Origin of the sequence: Microbacterium sp. SL62, from assembly GCF_026672635.1 — a bacterium.
Classification (GTDB): Bacteria; Actinomycetota; Actinomycetes; order Actinomycetales; family Microbacteriaceae; genus Microbacterium; species Microbacterium testaceum_A.
Window position 1 is genome coordinate 1,281,399 of the sequence record NZ_JAPPRM010000001.1, and the last position, 16,534, is coordinate 1,297,932.

14 protein-coding genes are annotated in these 16,534 nt (G+C 68.5%); 6 read left to right on the plus strand and 8 right to left on the minus strand.

What is annotated here, in order from left to right:
- Positions 1-564 (minus strand): GNAT family N-acetyltransferase, encoded by a 564-nt coding sequence (locus tag OVA26_RS06045; protein ID WP_268103435.1) that lies wholly within the window; start codon positions 562-564, stop codon positions 1-3.
- Between the two features lie 429 nt (positions 565-993).
- Between OVA26_RS06045 and OVA26_RS06050 the strand changes: the two genes are divergently transcribed.
- Positions 994-1,860: an endonuclease domain-containing protein gene (locus tag OVA26_RS06050; protein WP_268103436.1), complete on the plus strand. Its 867-nt coding sequence runs from the start codon at positions 994-996 to the stop codon at positions 1,858-1,860.
- A gap of 405 nt (positions 1,861-2,265) precedes the next feature.
- On the opposite strand, the gene trpS is transcribed toward OVA26_RS06050, so the two are convergent.
- The 7 genes from trpS to sdhC all read right to left on the minus strand — a co-directional run bounded on the left by trpS (position 2,266) and on the right by sdhC (position 9,514).
- The gene (gene trpS / locus OVA26_RS06055) at positions 2,266-3,270 is read right to left on the minus strand and encodes a tryptophan--tRNA ligase (RefSeq protein ID WP_268103437.1); all 1,005 of its coding nucleotides are present in this window, start codon (positions 3,268-3,270) and stop codon (positions 2,266-2,268) included.
- A 228-nt stretch (positions 3,271-3,498) separates the two neighbouring features.
- Entirely contained in the window at positions 3,499-4,347 is an 849-nt protein-coding gene (locus OVA26_RS06060; RefSeq protein ID WP_268103438.1) for an exodeoxyribonuclease III, read from the minus strand.
- Positions 4,348-4,525: 178 nt separating this feature from the next.
- Positions 4,526-5,725: a YihY/virulence factor BrkB family protein gene (locus OVA26_RS06065; protein ID WP_268103439.1), complete on the minus strand. Its 1,200-nt coding sequence runs from the start codon at positions 5,723-5,725 to the stop codon at positions 4,526-4,528.
- Between the two features lie 233 nt (positions 5,726-5,958).
- Positions 5,959-6,744, minus strand: a complete 786-nt coding sequence (locus OVA26_RS06070; RefSeq protein WP_144782429.1) for a succinate dehydrogenase iron-sulfur subunit — start codon at positions 6,742-6,744, stop codon at positions 5,959-5,961.
- A gap of 1 nt (position 6,745) precedes the next feature.
- Complete coding sequence (sdhA, locus tag OVA26_RS06075) at positions 6,746-8,575, minus strand: succinate dehydrogenase flavoprotein subunit (RefSeq protein ID WP_268103440.1); 1,830 nt, start codon at positions 8,573-8,575, stop codon at positions 6,746-6,748.
- Positions 8,576-8,621: 46 nt separating this feature from the next.
- On the minus strand, positions 8,622-9,080 hold the full coding sequence (locus OVA26_RS06080) for a succinate dehydrogenase hydrophobic membrane anchor subunit (RefSeq protein ID WP_056226744.1): 459 nt from the start codon (positions 9,078-9,080) through the stop codon (positions 8,622-8,624).
- Positions 9,080-9,514: a succinate dehydrogenase, cytochrome b556 subunit gene (sdhC, locus tag OVA26_RS06085; RefSeq protein ID WP_013583715.1), complete on the minus strand. Its 435-nt coding sequence runs from the start codon at positions 9,512-9,514 to the stop codon at positions 9,080-9,082. Before sdhC ends, OVA26_RS06080 begins: the two co-directional genes overlap by 1 nt.
- Positions 9,515-9,729: 215 nt before the next feature.
- Between sdhC and OVA26_RS06090 the strand changes: the two genes are divergently transcribed.
- From OVA26_RS06090 to OVA26_RS06110, 5 genes are all read left to right on the plus strand, one after another.
- Positions 9,730-10,848, plus strand: coding sequence for a mannose-1-phosphate guanylyltransferase (locus OVA26_RS06090; protein WP_268103441.1), 1,119 nt, complete (start codon positions 9,730-9,732; stop codon positions 10,846-10,848).
- 258 nt (positions 10,849-11,106) lie between these two features.
- Entirely contained in the window at positions 11,107-12,180 is a 1,074-nt protein-coding gene (locus OVA26_RS06095; RefSeq protein WP_056228365.1) for a BMP family lipoprotein, read from the plus strand.
- Between the two features lie 235 nt (positions 12,181-12,415).
- Entirely contained in the window at positions 12,416-13,933 is a 1,518-nt protein-coding gene (locus OVA26_RS06100) for an ABC transporter ATP-binding protein (RefSeq protein ID WP_268103442.1), read from the plus strand.
- Positions 13,930-15,258, plus strand: a complete 1,329-nt coding sequence (locus OVA26_RS06105; RefSeq protein ID WP_144782423.1) for an ABC transporter permease — start codon at positions 13,930-13,932, stop codon at positions 15,256-15,258. The genes OVA26_RS06100 and OVA26_RS06105 overlap by 4 nt, the downstream gene beginning before the upstream one ends.
- Positions 15,255-16,532: an ABC transporter permease gene (locus tag OVA26_RS06110; protein WP_056226749.1), complete on the plus strand. Its 1,278-nt coding sequence runs from the start codon at positions 15,255-15,257 to the stop codon at positions 16,530-16,532. The genes OVA26_RS06105 and OVA26_RS06110 overlap by 4 nt, the downstream gene beginning before the upstream one ends.
- The last annotated feature ends 2 nt before the right edge of the window (positions 16,533-16,534 follow it).

Genomic DNA, 16,534 nt, shown 5'->3' on the forward strand with positions numbered 1-16,534 from the left:
TCAGGGTTCGAGCACCCGCCAGGGCTGGGGCGCGCGGTCGTCGTCGCGCAGCAGCCCTCCGACCCAGAGATCGGAACGACCGAGGGAGTTCACGTGCGCGTGCCGAAGAAGCCCCTCGTAGCGGAATCCCAGCGCCCGCGCGACGCCTGCCGAGCCGGCATTGCCCACGACCGCGCGCCACTCGATGCGCTCTATCGCCGGACGCTCGGGCGCGAAGCCCCAGTCGACGACCGCGCGCGCGGCCTCGGTCGCCAGCCCCCGCCCACGCACCCTCGGCGACACCCAGTATCCGATCTCGGGACCGCCGGAGGGCAGCTTCGCCAGGCCCACCATGCCGACGAGTCGCCCCTCGAGGCGGATCGCCCAGGTCGCCTCCGACCCCTCTGCCCACCACCCGCGCGTCAGCTCGACGAACGTCTCCGCGTCCTCGGGGAGGTACGGCGCAGGCACCGTCGTGAACCTCTGGATCGCGGCATCCTGGCATTCCGCGTGGATCGCCGCGACGTCGTTCTCGCGCGGCGCCGACAGCTCGAGGCGGGCGGTGCGCAGGATCTCCGGTTCCATCCGGCCACGCTACCGGGGGCGGTGAAGGTGGAGGTGGAGGTGGCCGCGTCCGTCAATCGGCCGGGGGACCCCCGCACCTCAGTTCCGTACTGCGGCACAACGCAGGACTATCCGCCCGTTCCGCGCCCTCACACGCCATGGGTCGCGGATTGCCCGAGAGAATCCTGCGTCGTGCCCGGCACCGCGCACAGGCGGGCTAGCCCGACCCGGCGAGAGCTCGGTGACCGGTCCGGCGCGGCGCGAGCCTCAACAGACACAACGCAGGACGTTCACGGTGCAAAAGGGCAATGACACCGGCATCGTTGGCGACGCGAGGTGCTTCTCCTGCGCTGTGGCGAGGCTTCTCCCCATCGGCGTCGCCGCGCGAGTTGTTCCCGCCCGAGCCGAATTCCCGGAACACCGCGGACGGACACGTCCACTGTGTGCGGAATGACCTCACTTTCCTTTCCAGGTATCGAACCCGACCACACGCTGACCTACGCCGACTTGCGCGCATCGGGGGCGACCCGGGCCGAGGTGCGCTCGGCGCTGGCCGAGGGGGTGCTGGTGCGCGCCCGTCGGAACGTCTACCTCGATGGCACAGCGCCGCGAGCCGTTCGAGCAGCGCAGCGTGTCGGCGGTCGACTCGACTGCGTTTCCGCCATCGCTGAAGCGGGCATCTTCGTTCTCGACCCGAACGGCCTGCACGTCCAGGTCGAGCCGGAGCGTTCGCGGCTGAGGTCGCCCCATTCCCGCCGAACCCGACTGTCCGGTTCTCAGGGGGTCGTCGTCCACTGGCGCGCGTGCGCCGCGGGCAGCCTCCACACCGTCCCCATCGTTGAGGCTCTCGCGGCTGCGGTTCGTTGTCAGCCTCCTCGCGCCGCCATCGCGACACTCGACAGCGCCTTATTCACCGGTGCGATCGACGCGGATGGTCTTGCGGAGGTGTTCAAGCTCCTCTCGGCTCGATATCAGGTACTCCGACCCCTCACCGATGCTCGCGCAGAGACGGGTTCCGAAACGATTGCCCGCCTTCTCTTGCGTGGGAACGGTTTCGACGTTCGCGTTCAGGTACAGATCGACGGAGTCGGGCGAGTTGACCTCCTGGTCGATGACTGGATCGTCGTCGAATGCGACAGTCGCGCTCATCACGGTGGGTGGGAGGCGCAAGAGCGTGACAGATTGCGCGACCTGCGCCTGGCTGAACGCGGTTACGTGGTCCTGCGTCCCTCCGCGAGGCTGATCTTTACCGAGCCTGAGATCCTCGCGCGCGCCGTTGCCGGCCTTCGGCAGCACCCCGCTCGGCTCAGCAGATGACAGTCGGGCGTGCCTGCTGAGACGTAACGCAGGAAGACAGGACTCCAGCAACCGCAAAGGGGATGTGAGCCCCACTCAGAGCGCCAATCTCCTGCGATCGGTCTCGATGACGTGCGGATCCGGCTGCAGTTCCTCAATCGCCTACTGGGCGATTTCTCCTCGGCGGGGAGGGCGTCTCCCTGACGCAGCGCAGGAGAATCGCTCGCGTGGCGACCGGTGGGGGCGGTCGCGAGGGGGGCGGGGGCAGAGGCGCGGGGCTCCTGCGCTGTGTCCGGGGAGCCCGAGGACGGGCTTCCTCCGACGGCAGTCGGACGCAATCGGGCCTCGGGAGGCCTGCCACCCGCCCCCGAAACGACGACGCCCGCACGACTCGGCGAGTCGTGCGGGCGTCGGACAGACGAAGGATCAGCCGCGGCGGAGCAGACCGATCCGGTCGTACACGTCGGTGAGGGTCTTCTCGGCGACGGATGCCGCCTTGCCGGCGTTCACGGCCAGCACGCGGTCCAGCTCGGCGGGGTCGTCGAGCAGTTCCCTGGCCCGCGCGCGCACCGGCTCGAACTCGTTCACGACGACCTCGGCGAGGCCCTTCTTGAAGTCACCGTACCCGCGGCCGGCGTACTCGTCTTCGATCGAGGTGATCTCGCGGCCGGTGAGGGCCGAGTAGATGACCAGCAGGTTCGACACGCCGGGCTTGGTCTCGCGGTCGAAGCGCACTGACCCCTCGGAGTCGGTCATGGCGCGCATGATCTTCTTCGCGCTGACCTTGGGGTCGTCGAGCAGCCACAGGACGCCCGCGTCGGACTCGGCCGACTTCGACATCTTGGCCGTGGGGTTCTGCAGGTCGTAGATGCGCGCGGTCTCGCGCTGGATCACGGGCTTGGGAACCGTGAAGGTCTCGCCGAAGCGCTGGTTGAAGCGCTCGGCGAGGTCGCGGGTGAGCTCGATGTGCTGCTTCTGGTCGTCGCCGACGGGCACGACGTCGGTCTGGTACAGCAGGATGTCGGCGGCCATCAGCACCGGATAGGTGAAGAGGCCGACGTTGGTGGCGTCCGTGCCGTAGCGGGCCGACTTGTCCTTGAACTGGGTCATGCGCCCGGCCTCGCCGAAGCCCGTGAGGGTCGACAGCACCCACTGCAGCTCGGCGTGCGCGGGCACGTGAGACTGCACGTACAGCGTCGAGCGCGAGGGCTCGATGCCGGCGGCGATGTACTGGGCGGCGGTGCGGCGGGTCTTCTCGCGGCGCTCGGCGGGGTCGCCGGGCTGCGTCAGGGCGTGCAGGTCGACGACCGAGAAGAAGGCGTCGTACTGGTCCTGGAGGTCGCGCCACTGCAGGAGAGCCCCGATGTAGTTGCCGATCTGAAGGCTGTCGGCGGAGGGCTGCATTCCGGAGTAGAGGCGCTCGGTGGTCACCGTACGATCCTAGGCGGCGTGCGCGGGACGTTCCTGCCGTCGAAGCGGTTTCCGGATGCCGACACCCGGCCCGCCGGGCGATCTGGGACACCGCCCTCGGCGCAGGACGACCCGGATGCCGGTGTCCCGGGCCTGACGCGCCCCGGGCCGGACACCCCGACGCTCCGGGCCGGACACCCGCGCGCCCCGGGCCGCGGGCGCCCCGCGTCCTCGGGGAAGCCCTCGGTGTCAGCGCCCGAGTGTGTAGTCCACGATGACGGGGGAGTGGTCGCTCCACCGGGTGTCGTACGACGGGGCGCGGTCGACCCGGTACGACGTCACGCGCTCGGCCAGGGCGGGCGTGGCGACGTGGTAGTCGATGCGCCAGCCGCTGTCGGTGTCGAACGCCTTGCCGCGCATCGACCAGAACGTGTACGGGCCGTCGACCTCGCCCATGGCGCGGCGGCCCACGTCGATCCAGCCGAGGCCGGTGCCGGTGGAGCCGTCGACGCCCTCGACCTGCTCGCCCGCGGGGCCGAAGAAGCGGTCGAAGTACGCACGCTCACGCGGGAGGAACCCGGCGTTTTTGCGGTTGCCGCGCCAGTTCTTGATGTCGAGCTCGCGGTGGCCGACGTTGAGGTCGCCGGTCACGAGGGCCAGCTCGCGCTCGGACTTCAGCTCGGCGAGGCGACGCTCCATCGCGTCGAGGAAGAGCCACTTCGCGTCTTGCTTGGGGGTGTCGACCTCGCCGCTGTGCACGTAGGCGCTGACGATGGTGACGGTCTCGCCGTCGATGTCGAAGTCGGTCTCGATCCAGCGCCCCGACGCGTCGAGCGGCTCGGGGCCGAGGTGCGTGCGGGTCTCGACGCCGGGCAGACGGCTGATGATGGCGACTCCCGCGCGGCCTTTCGCGAGGGCCTCGTCGTTGACGATCTCCCACCCGGGGAGGGCCTCGGCGAGCTGGTCGGCGGTGGCCCGCACCTCTTGCAGAGTGACGATGTCGGCGCCCGAGGCGTCGAGCCACTCGACCATGCCCTTGCGGACGGCGGCACGGATGCCATTGACGTTGACGGAGACGATACGCACGGAACGAGCCACCCGACGAGCCTACCGACGAGCTCCGACATCGGGCCCGCCGAGAGAGCGCGCACAGACAGAGCGCCCACAGACAGAGCGCGCACAGACAGAGCGCCCACAGACAGAGCGCCCACAGACAGAGCGCCCGCAGACAGAGCGCCCACCGAGAGAGCTCCATCCGACAGCGCCTGCCGCCGGATCAGTCCGGAATGAGGGACACCCGACGCGGTGCCGGGACGTCGGCCCGCGCCCGTGCCAGCTGCTTCTCCGCCGTATTCAGCCTGCGCTGGGCCCGCCACCGCCACGGCCAGTGCGAGAGAGCGAGTGCCTTCTGCGCCTCACGCACGCCCACCTGGGCGGCGATGACGAGGGCGGCCTGTTCCATCGCGAGTCGGTCCTCGGGAGACCGGAGAGGCACGTCGCGGTCTCCGGCGGCGACGGCGATCCAGGCGGCCGAGACGAGGATCACGATGCCGATGAAGCGGAACCACAGCAGGAATCCGATCAGAACGGTGAAGGTGGCCAGCAGCGGGTTCGAGGGTGTGTAGACGAAGAGGAAGCCCGCGGCGACCTGCAGCACCACCATGCCGGTCGCGCCGACGAGCGCCCCCGGCCAGGCGCGACGCCAGGTGAGGGTCGTGCCGGTGAGGAACCGGAAGAGCGACGCGAGCGCGACGGTGTTCACGCCGAAGGCCACGACGAGCGACACGATCCGTGCGCCGATCGACCAGCCGAGCGTCTCGCGATCCCACCCGATCAGCCCGAACACGAGATCGACGGCGCCGGTGGTGATCGAGCCGAGCAGTGCGCCCACGAGCAGGGCGATGCCGAAGAGGATCGACGCGACGAGGTCGCGGGCTTTCAGCAGCACGTAGTTGCGCAGGTCGAAGGGCAGTCCGAACGTGTCGCGCACGGCGCGGCGGGTGAAGGTGACGAAGCCGATCGCCGTCCACACGACCACGACGACGGCCACGATGCCCGTGATGGTGAGCAGTCGACCGCTCTCCTGGGCGACGGCTTCGACCTGCTCGCGCTTGACCAGGCCGTTCTCGCTGATGATCCCGGGGATGTAGCTGTTGACGATGTGGATGAGCCCGTCGATCGCCGTCTTGCTGCCGCCCAGCCAGATTCCGACGCCGGCGAACGCGAGGTACAGCGCCGAGAACACGGCGAAGAGCGCCTGGTAGCTCATGCCGGCGGCGAGCAGGAAGCCGTTGTGCCGCAGGAAGTGCCGCCACACGCGGATCGGGAACCACTCCGCGATCTTCGCGGCACGGGCGATGGGTTCGTCCAACCGCTCGCGTACGGCCGTCTGCGCCGCCTCGAGGCGTTCGCGCAGCGAGGTGTCGTCGTCGCGCACCGCGGGCAGCGGCCGCGGGTCGTGGCGGCGATCGGTCACCGGAAAAGCCTAATGAATGGATGCCGCAGCCTCGGCCGTTCCGCGGAGCCACGGCATCCGTCCCCTTTTTCCCCCGCGTGAGTCGCCGGAAGATGTCGCTTCGGCCACGCCGTAAGCGACGGATCTCGGCGACTCGCGCGCGGAAGGAGGGCGGGAACGCCGAACGGCGGGGGAGCCGGCCCCGTGAGACGAGCTCAGGGATCGGGCGCACCCGCCGTTCGAGAGGCTGAGGGTCAGCGACCGCCGCGGAGGACGGCCTGCTTGACCTCGGCGATGGCCTTGGTGACCTCGATGCCGCGGGGGCACGCCTCGGTGCAGTTGAAGGTGGTGCGGCAGCGCCACACGCCCTCTTTGTCGTTGAGGATGTCGAGGCGCACATCGCCCGCGTCGTCGCGCGAGTCGAAGATGAAGCGGTGCGCGTTGACGATCGCGGCGGGGCCGAAGTACTGACCGTCGGTCCAGAACACGGGGCACGACGAGGTGCACGCGGCGCACAGGATGCACTTGGTGGTGTCGTCGAAGACCTCGCGGTCGACGATCGACTGCACGCGCTCCTTGCCGGCCTCGGGCTTCGAGTTCGAGATGAGGAAGGGCTGAACCTCGCGGTAGGAGGCGAAGAACGGCTCCATGTCGACGATGAGGTCCTTCTCGAGGGGCAGACCCTTGATGGCCTCGACGTAGATCGGCTGCGAGATGTCGAGATCCTTGATGAGCGTCTTGCAGGCGAGGCGGTTGCGGCCGTTGATGCGCATGGCATCCGATCCGCAGATGCCGTGCGCGCAGGAGCGGCGGAACGACAGCGAGCCGTCGACCTCCCACTTGATCTTGTGCAGCGCGTCGAGCACGCGGTCGGTGGAGTAGAGCTCCACGTCGTAGTCGACCCAGCGCGGCTCGTCGTCGACCTCGGGGTCGAAGCGGCGGATGTTGAAGGTGACCAGGAACGACTGGATCCCGGTGTCTTCGGGGGTCTCGGCGACCTCGTCCGAGGTGTCGACCTGTTCGATGACGGTGGATGCCATCTCAGTACTTCCTCTCCAGCGGCGGGTAGCGCAGCTCCCCGGCCTCGTTCTTGGTGAACACCACGGGCTTCCAGCCGAGTTCGATGTGATCGGCGGGGTGCGACGAGTGGGGGTCGCCCGACAGGTACGCCATGGTGTGCTGCATGTAGTTCTCGTCGTCGCGCGTGGGGAAGTCGTCGCGCATGTGACCGCCACGGCTCTCTTCGCGGTTCTGCGCGGAGTAGACGACGACCTCGGCGAGGTCGAGCAGGAAGCCCAGCTCCACGGCCTCGAGCAGGTCGGTGTTGAAGCGCTTGCCCTTGTCGTCGACGTGGATGTTCTTGTAGCGCTCGCGCAGGTCGGCGATCACGTCCATGACGTGGGCCAGCGACTCGTGCGTGCGGAAGACCTGCGCGCCCTTGTCCATCTCGTCCTGCAGCGTCTTGCGGAGCACCGCGATGCGCTCGGTGCCGCTGTTGGAGCGCAGACCCTCGATGAGCCCGCGCACCTCGGCGGCGGGGTCTTCGGGGAGCGGCACGAAGTCCGCGGTCTTGACGTACTCGACGGCGTTGCGCCCGGCGCGCTTTCCGAAGACGTTGATGTCGAGCAGCGAGTTGGTGCCCAGGCGGTTCGAGCCGTGCACCGAGACGCACGCGCACTCACCGGCGGCGTAGAGGCCCGGGACGACGGTGTCGTTGTCGGCGAGGACCTCGGCCTTGATGTTGGTCGGGATGCCGCCCATCGCGTAGTGCGCGGTCGGCATGACCGGCACCGGCTCGACCACCGGGTCGACGCCCAGGTAGGTGCGGGCGAACTCGGTGATGTCGGGGAGCTTGGTCTCGAGCACCTCGGCGCCCAGGTGCGTGCAGTCCAGCAGCACGTAGTCGCGGTGGGGACCGGCGCCGCGGCCCTCGGCCACCTCCTGCACCATGCAGCGCGCGACGATGTCGCGGGGAGCGAGGTCCTTGATGGTGGGGGCGTACCGCTCCATGAAGCGCTCACCGCTCGCGTTGCGCAGGATCGCGCCCTCACCGCGAGCACCCTCGGTGAGAAGGATGCCGAGACCGGCGAGACCGGTCGGGTGGAACTGGAAGAACTCCATGTCCTCGAGCGGCAGACCCTTGCGCCACACGATGCCGACGCCGTCACCGGTGAGGGTGTGGGCGTTGGAGGTGGTCTTGAAGATCTTGCCGAACCCACCGGTCGCGAAGACGACGGCCTTGGACTGGAAGACGTGCAGTTCGCCGGTCGCCAGGTCGTAGGCGACGACACCGGCGACCTGGGTCTTGCCGGCGGCGTCCTTCACCGTGATGAGATCGAGCACGTAGAACTCGTTGAAGAAGTTGATGCCGAGCTTGACGCAGTTCTGGAACAGCGTCTGCAGGATCATGTGGCCGGTGCGGTCGGCGGCGTAGCAGGCGCGGCGCACGGGCGTCTTGCCGTGGTCGGCGGTGTGTCCGCCGAAGCGACGCTGGTCGATCTTGCCCTCGGGCGTGCGGTTGAACGGCAGGCCCATGTTCTCGAGGTCGATGACGGCGTCGATGGCCTCTTTGGCGAGGATCTCGGCGGCATCCTGGTCGACGAGGTAATCGCCGCCCTTGATGGTGTCGAAGGTGTGCCACTCCCAGGAGTCCTCTTCGACGTTGGCCAGCGCTGCGGCCATGCCGCCCTGCGCCGCACCGGTGTGCGAACGCGTGGGGTAGAGCTTCGAGATGACGGCGGTCTTCGCGCCGGGGCCGGCCTCGATGGCCGCGCGCATGCCCGCGCCGCCGGCGCCGACGATGACGACGTCGAACTGGTGATAGTGGACGCCGTCCTTGACGATCGAGTCCGAGCTGGTCTGAGTGCTCACGTGTGCAATACCTCTGCTGTCAGGGGAGAGAAGGGATGCCGCCGGCTCACGCCGCCTGGCACACGTCCCACAGGGAGCTGCTCTCGGTCACACCGAGGCAGGGGTCGAAGGTGAAGACGACGAGCGTGCCGAGCAGGATCAGGAATCCGGCCGACACCCACAGCGATCCGACGAGGATCTTGCGGACGGTCGCGTTGCCGACGTAGTCGTTGACGATCGTGCGCATGCCGTTGGCACCGTGGATGAGGGCGAGCCAGAGCATCAGCACGTCCCACCACTGCCAGAACGGCGAGGCGAGCTTGCCCGCGACGAACGCGAAGTCGATCTGGTGGATGCCCTCGCCCGTCATCAGGTTGACGAAGAGGTGGCCGAAGATCAGGACGATCAGCAGCACGCCGGAGGCGCGCATGTAGATCCAGCCCCACTTCTCGAGGTTGGAGCCCTTCTTGCGCACGCTGGGCGTGCGGGGGGCGGGGATCGTGGCGGCTTCTTGGGCGACGGACATCAGTGGCTCCCGGTGACGGCGCTGAAGACGTTGATCAGGTGGCGCGGGGTGAACCCGAGCATCGTGACGACCCACAGGCCCAGAACGCCCCACCACAGCTGACGCTGGTGGCGCGTGGCCCACGGCCAGAAGTCCACGAGGATGATGCGCAGGCCGTTGAACGCGTGGTACGCGATCGCACCGACCAGGGCCACCTCGCCGAGACCCATGATCGGGTTCTTGTAGGTGCCGATGACGGCGTCGTAGGCCTCGGGTGAGACGCGGATGAGCGCCGTGTCGAGGATGTGCACCAGGAGGAAGAAGAAGATGGCGACACCGGTGATGCGGTGAAGCACCCACGACCACATTCCTTCGCGGCCCCGGTACAGAGTGCCGCGGGGCCTCTTCGAGGTGGTCTCTTTCACCGACGGCGTGGCACGTGCTGGTGCTGACACGGTCGTCCTCCCTGATCGAACACGGTGTGGGGCCTCGCATGGGCCCCGAGCGTCACACGGGCGCCATTGAATACTACGGCCGGGCTATGAACGGCGGGGATGAGGGTCGCCTAACACTCTCTCGACATCGAGATAAATCGGATGCCTTTCACCCCTCCGTGGGCGCCGCCTCGACCTCCCGTGCGTTCGCAGGTGCGACCGCTAGGGTCGGGGCCATGGCAGACCCCGTTATCGACGACTTCTACGCCGTGATCCCCGCCGGCGGGATCGGCAGCCGCCTCTGGCCTCTCTCCCGTGCCGACGCTCCGAAATTCCTCCACGATCTGACCGGTTCGGGTCAGACGTTGCTGCGCGACACGTGGGACCGGCTCGCCCCGCTCTCCGGCGAGGGGCGTATCGCGGTCGTCACCGGTCGCGCGCACCGGGCGGCCGTCGAGCGGGAACTCCCGGGGGTCCCCGACCACAACGTCTTCCTCGAGTCGGAGCCCCGTGATTCCTCGGCGGCCATCGGCCTCGCCGCGGCGATCCTCGTCCGCCGAGAGCCCGACGTCATCATCGGATCGTTCGCGGCGGACCATGTCATCCGTCAGACTCGCCAGTTCGAGTTCGCCGTGCGTCAGGCCGTCGCGGTCGCCCGCGAGGGGTACATCTGCACGATCGGCATCCAGCCCGCCGAAGCATCGGTCGGGTTCGGCTACATCAAGCAGGCCGGTGAGCTCATCGTCGACGGCGCTCCCGAGGCCTACCTGGTGGAACGCTTCGTGGAGAAGCCCGACCTGGACACCGCGAAGGAGTACTTCGCCGACCGCGCGTACCTCTGGAACGCGGGCATGTTCATCACGCGTGCCGATGTGCTCCTCGCCGAACTCGCCGTCAACGAGCCCGAGCTGCACGCGGGCCTGCTCGAACTGGCCGAGGCCTGGGACGACCGCGACCGTCGCGGCCCCGCCGTCGACCGCATCTGGCCGGGGCTGAAGAAGATCGCGATCGACTACTCCGTCGCCGAACCGGCCGCCGAGAAGGGACGCCTCGCGGTCATCCCCGGCCACTTCGACTGGGACGACGTGGGCGACTTCGCGAGCCTGTCGAAGCTCAACTCCTCCGGCGGGCGCAACGAGCTCGCGATCCTGGGTGAGGACGCCCGCGTCCTCTCCGATGCCTCCAGTGGCATCGTCGTCTCGCAGACCAAGCGCGTCATCAGCCTCATCGGCGTGCGCGACATCGTGGTCGTCGACACCCCCGACGCGCTGCTGGTCACCACGAGCGAGAACGCCCAGCGGGTGAAGGGCGTCGTCGACGCGCTGAAGCTCACCGGTCGCGGCGACGTCCTTTAGGCGCCCGTCCCCTGATCGCCTCTGAGACCGGATGCCACACCTCGTGGCATCCGGTCTCGTGCATGTCCGGGTGTGTGGCGGTGGCGTGACGCGAGATTGCGTCTTTGTAACCATTGCCGCGAGCGGGGGCTCCCGGCACGCAAGCGCGGCGACACAGTAGGTAACGTGACGGGATCGTCCCTCAAACCCGTTGGGGGCATCCGTCTTGGAGGACCATTCGTGAAGACCACGAAGAAGGCCGTCGTCAGCGGTCTCGCCATGCTCGGCGCCGCCGTGCTGCTCGCCGGTTGCGGCGCTGCGCCCGAGAGCAACGGCTCGACCGCTGCTGCCGGGGGAGACATCGTCGAGGGCTTCACCCCCTGCATCATCTCGGATGACGGTGGGTGGAACGACCGCTCGTTCAACCAGTCGGCCAAGGAAGGCATCGACAAGGCGGCGAGCGAGCTCGGCGTCAAGGCGATCGAGGTCGAGTCCAGCTCGGCGAACGACTACGCCCCGAACCTCGAGAACCTCGTCGCCGAGGGCTGCACGTTCATCGTCGCGGTGGGCTTCAAGCTCAGCGCCGACACCGTCGCTTCGGCCAAGGCCAACCCGAACCTGCAGTACGCGATCATCGACGACCGTGCCGACACCGACAACGACGGCAAGACCGACGCCCCGAACATCAAGCCGCTGCTGTTCGACACCGTCCAGGCCGCTTACCTCGGTGGCTACGCCGCCGCCGCCTACTCGGCTGAGAACGGCGTGAACAAGGTCGGCACCGTCGGTGGCATCCCGATCCCGCCCGTCACGATCTTCATGGACGGCTTCGTCGACGGCGTCAAGAAGTACGACGAGGACAAGAGCGCCAGCGTCCAGACCTTCGGCTGGGACGTCGCCGCGCAGAACGGCTCGTTCACCGGTGGCTTCGCCGCCAACGACGCGGCCAAGCAGGCTGCTCAGGGTCTGCTCGACCAGGGTGTCGACGTGCTCCTGCCCGTCGGTGGCCCGATCTACAGCAGCGCCGCCGATGCGATCCGCGACAGCGGCTCGAAGAGCGTCATGCTCGGTGTGGACTCCGACCTCGCCAAGGCCGACCCGAACGTGTCGGACCTGGTGCTGACCTCGATCCTCAAGCGCATCGACACCGCCGTGTACGACTCGGTCACGCAGGCGGCCAAGGGTGACTTCGACGTGACCCCCTACGTCGGCACGCTCGAGAACGACGGCGTCGGCCTGGCCGACTTCAACTCGAAGTTCACGCTGCCCGCCGGCCTCACCGACGAGCTGTCGGCGCTGCGTGAGCAGATCGTCTCGGGTTCGCTGAAGGTCACCTCGCCCAGCTCGCCGTAAGGCCCCGGGCCTGAGGCCCTTTGAGATCACAACCGCGGTCGCTCGGACCAGGAGTCCGAGCGGCCCCCGGGCCTGAGGCCCTTTGAGATCACAACCGCGGTCGCTCGGACCAGGAGTCCGAGCGGCCCCCGGGCCTGAGGCCCTTTGAGATCACAACCGCGGTCGCTCGGACCAGGAGTCCGAGCGACCGCGGTTTCTTTCCGTCTTCTTAACGTCTTCGAATAGGGTGCACAGCATGAAGCTCGAGCTCCGCGGCATCACCAAGCGGTTCGGGTCCCTGGTTGCGAACGACCACATCGATCTGGTCGTTCAGCCTGGTGAGATCCACGCTCTCCTCGGAGAGAACGGTGCCGGTAAATCCACACTCATGAACGTCCTCTACGGCCTGTACCAGGCCGATGAGGGCGAGATCCTCCTGGACGACGTCGTCCAACGTTTCCGCGGTCCGGGCGACGCCATGGCCGCGGGAATCGGCATGGTGCACCAGCACTTCATGCTCATCCCCGTCTTCACCGTGGCCGAGAACGTCATGCTCGGCCACGAGAACACCAAGGCCCTCGGCGCTCTCGACCTGAACGCGGCCCGCACGCACGTGCGCGACGTCGCGCAGCGCTTCGGCTTCGAGGTCGACCCCGACGCCCTCGTCGGCGACCTGCCCGTGGGCGTGCAGCAGCGCGTCGAGATCATCAAGGCCCTCTCTCGGGATGCCAAGGTGCTCGTGTTCGACGAGCCCACCGCCGTCCTCACACCGCAGGAGACCGACGAGCTCATGGGCATCATGCGGCAGCTGCGCGACGAGGGCACCTCGATCGTGTTCATCACGCACAAGCTCCGCGAGGTGCGTGAGGTCGCCGACCGCATCACCGTCGTCCGTCTCGGCAAGATCGTCGGCGAGGCCGAGCCCACCGCCAGCAACGGCGAGCTGGCATCCCTCATGGTCGGTCGTGCCGTCGAGCTCACCGTGGTCAAGGACGCGCCGAAGGCGGCGGCATCCGGCGGTCTTTCCATCCGGAACCTGCGCGTCGTCACCGCCGAGGGGACCGTGGTCGTCGACGACGTCGACCTCGACGTGCGTCCCGGCGAGATCGTTGCGATCGCGGGCGTCCAGGGCAACGGCCAGACCGAACTCGTCGAGGCCATCGTCGGGCTCGCTGACGGCGTGACCGGCACCGTCGATCTCGACGGCACCGACCTCGTCGGCAAGAGCGTCCGCGCGATCCTCGACGCGGGCGTCGGCTTCGTGCCCGAGGACCGCAAAGAAGACGGACTTGTCGGCGGGTTCTCGGTCGCCGAGAACCTCATCCTCGACCGCTCGTCCGACGCGGCGTTCGTCTCCGGGGGGACGATCAAGCGCGCGGCCCTCAGCTCGTTCGCCCGCGACCGCATCGCGGAGTACGACATCCGGACGCAGTCGGCATCCACCCCGGTCGGCACCCTCTCGGGCGGCAACCAGCAGAAGGTCGTCATCGCCCGCGAGATGAGCCGTCCGCTGAAGCTGTTCGTCGCCGCCCAGCCCACCCGCGGCGTGGACGTCGGCTCAATCGAATTCATCCACAAGCAGATCGTCGCCGCGCGCGATGCGGGCGTGCCCGTGATCGTCGTGTCGACGGAGCTCGACGAGATCGCCGCCCTCGGCGACCGCATCGCGGTGATGTACCGCGGCGGCATCGTGGGCATCGTGCCGGGGAACACCCCGCGCGAGGTCCTCGGGCTCATGATGGCGGGCGAGCAGCCCGCGGAGGAGACAGCGTGAGCGGCCACATCCCGAGCACGGGCGCGAACGGGGACTCCGGTCTCCCGCCCGAGCAGCTGCCGACCGCATCCGGTCCCCTGACCGGTCACACCCCGGCCGAGACGCCGGCACCGCCTCGCACGAACCAGTTCCTCACCGAGCTGCTGCGTTCGTCGTGGATCACCACGGTGCTCGCGGTCGTCGCGGCGATGATCGTCGGCGGCATCCTGATGGCCGCCACCAACGACCAGGTGCGCACGACGTCCGCGTACTTCTTCGCGCGTCCCGGCGACATGCTGGCCGCGATCTGGAACTCGGTGTACGGCGGGTACGAGGCCCTGTTCCGCGGTGCCGTGTTCAACTCCCGTGTCGCCGACTTCGGTGCGCAGATCCGCCCCCTCACGAACACCCTCGGGTTCGCGGCTCCGCTGATCGCGGCCGGTCTCGGCGTCGCGCTGGCGTTCCGCGTCGGCCTGTTCAACATCGGTGGGCGCGGTCAGATCCTCATCGCGTGCGCGTTCGCCGGACTCGTCACGTTCAACCTCGACCTGCCGATGATCATCCAGCTGCCGCTGACGCTCATCGTCGGTATCGCCGGTGGAGCGCTCTGGGGTGGGATCGTGGGTCTTCTGAAGGCCCGCACCGGCGCGCACGAGGTCATCCTCACGATCATGCTGAACTACGTCGCCTACTACCTGGTGACGTGGATGGTGCGCACTCCGGGCCTGCTGCAGCGCCCGGCCGGTGACCAGCCGATCTCGTCGGCCACCCCCGCGAACGCGCAGTTCCCCGAGCTGTTCGGTCCCCAGTTCCCGCTGCTCGACCTCGGCTTCGTCTTCGTGATCGCCGCGACGGTCTTCGTCTGGTGGCTCATGGAGCGCTCGAGCCTCGGCTTCCGCCTCCGCGCGGTGGGGGAGAACCCCCACGCCGCGCGCGCCGCGGGCATCTCGGTGCCCCGCATGTACGTCTACGCGATGCTCTTCGCCGGAGGCCTTGCGGGCCTCGCCGGCATGAACCAGATCCAGGGTGCGGTGACCACGGGCTTCGACGGCCTCATCGATTCCGGCATCGGCTTCGACGCCATCACCGTGGCCCTGCTCGGCCGCAGCCGTCCGTGGGGCGTGTTCGCCGCCGGCATCCTGTTCGGTGCCCTCAAGTCGGGCTCGTTCACCATGCAGGCGTCGCAGGGCATCCCGGTCGACATCGTGCTCGTCGTGCAGGCCCTCATCGTGCTCTTCATCGCGGCGCCGCCGCTGGTGCGCACGATCTTCTTCCTCCCCAAGAGCGAGGCCGAGCGCGCGGCCAAAGACCGGGCCAAGGCGGCCAAGAAGGCGGTGGCGGCATGACCGCGACGCATCTCGCGGATGACGCGATCCAGTTGACCACGGTGCGTGTGCGCCACATCAAGCTGGCGGTGAGCCTCGCGGTCGTGACCGTGCTGCTCGCCCTGCTGTTCGCCCTCGTCCCGCGCGACGGGCAGAGCACCTTCCGCCTCGGCGACCCGGCCTCCGACATCGACCTCGGCAGCGTCGCGGTTCCCACCGCGGTCACCAGCTGGAGCGTGCTCGTCCTGCTGGTCCTGCTCACCGCGTGGTCGGTCTGGGATGCCGTGGGCTACCGCCGCACCCCGCTCTGGCTGCCGATCGCCTTCGGCGCGCTGGCCGTCTTCGCGTTCCTGGTGTGGGCCGCGGCCGACGGACTGGTCCCCGTGACCGGTCTGCTGTTCGGAGCGCTCTCGCTCTCGGTCCCGCTCATCTTCGGCGCCCTGGGCGGCGTGATCGGCGAGCGCGTCGGTGTCGTGAACGTCGCGATCGAGGGGCAGTTCCTGTTCGGAGCGTTCAGCGCCGCGCTCGTGGCATCCCTCACCCGCAATCCCTTCCTCGGGCTCGTCGCGGCCATGGTCGGCGGCGTGCTCGTCGCGTTCGTCCTCGCGGCGTTCTCGATCAAGTACCTCGTCGACCAGGTGATCGTCGGTGTCGTGCTGAACGTGCTCGTCACGGGTCTGACCGGCTTCCTCTACGGTGCGCTGCTCGTCCCGAACGAAGACGTGCTGAACCGCCCCGAGCGTTTCCCCCGCATCGAGATCCCGCTGCTGGGCGACATCCCGATCATCGGGCCGGTGCTGTTCAACCAGACCTTCATCGTCTACCTGATGTACGCCGTCGTCGCCGTGGTCGCGTGGGGCCTGTACCGCACGCGCTGGGGTCTGCGTCTGCGCGCGGTCGGCGAGCACCCCCAGGCCGCCGACACCGTCGGCATCAAGGTCAACTCGAGCCGCTTCTGGAACGTCTCGCTCGCGGGCGCCATCGCCGGCATCGGCGGGGCGTATTTCACGCTCGTCTCGGTCGGGCAGTTCACCAAAGAGATGACCGCCGGCCTCGGCTTCATCGCCCTCGCCGCCGTCATCTTCGGCCGCTGGGACCCGATCCGCGCGACGCTCGCGGCGCTGCTGTTCGGCTTCGCGACCAATCTGCAGAACCTGCTGACCGTGCTGCGCACCCCGATCCCCAGCGAGTTCATGCTCATGCTGCCCTACATCGTGACGATCATCGCGGTGGCGGGTTTCGCCGGCCAGATCCGGGGGCCCGCGGCCGCCGGAAAGCCCTACATCAAGGGCTGACC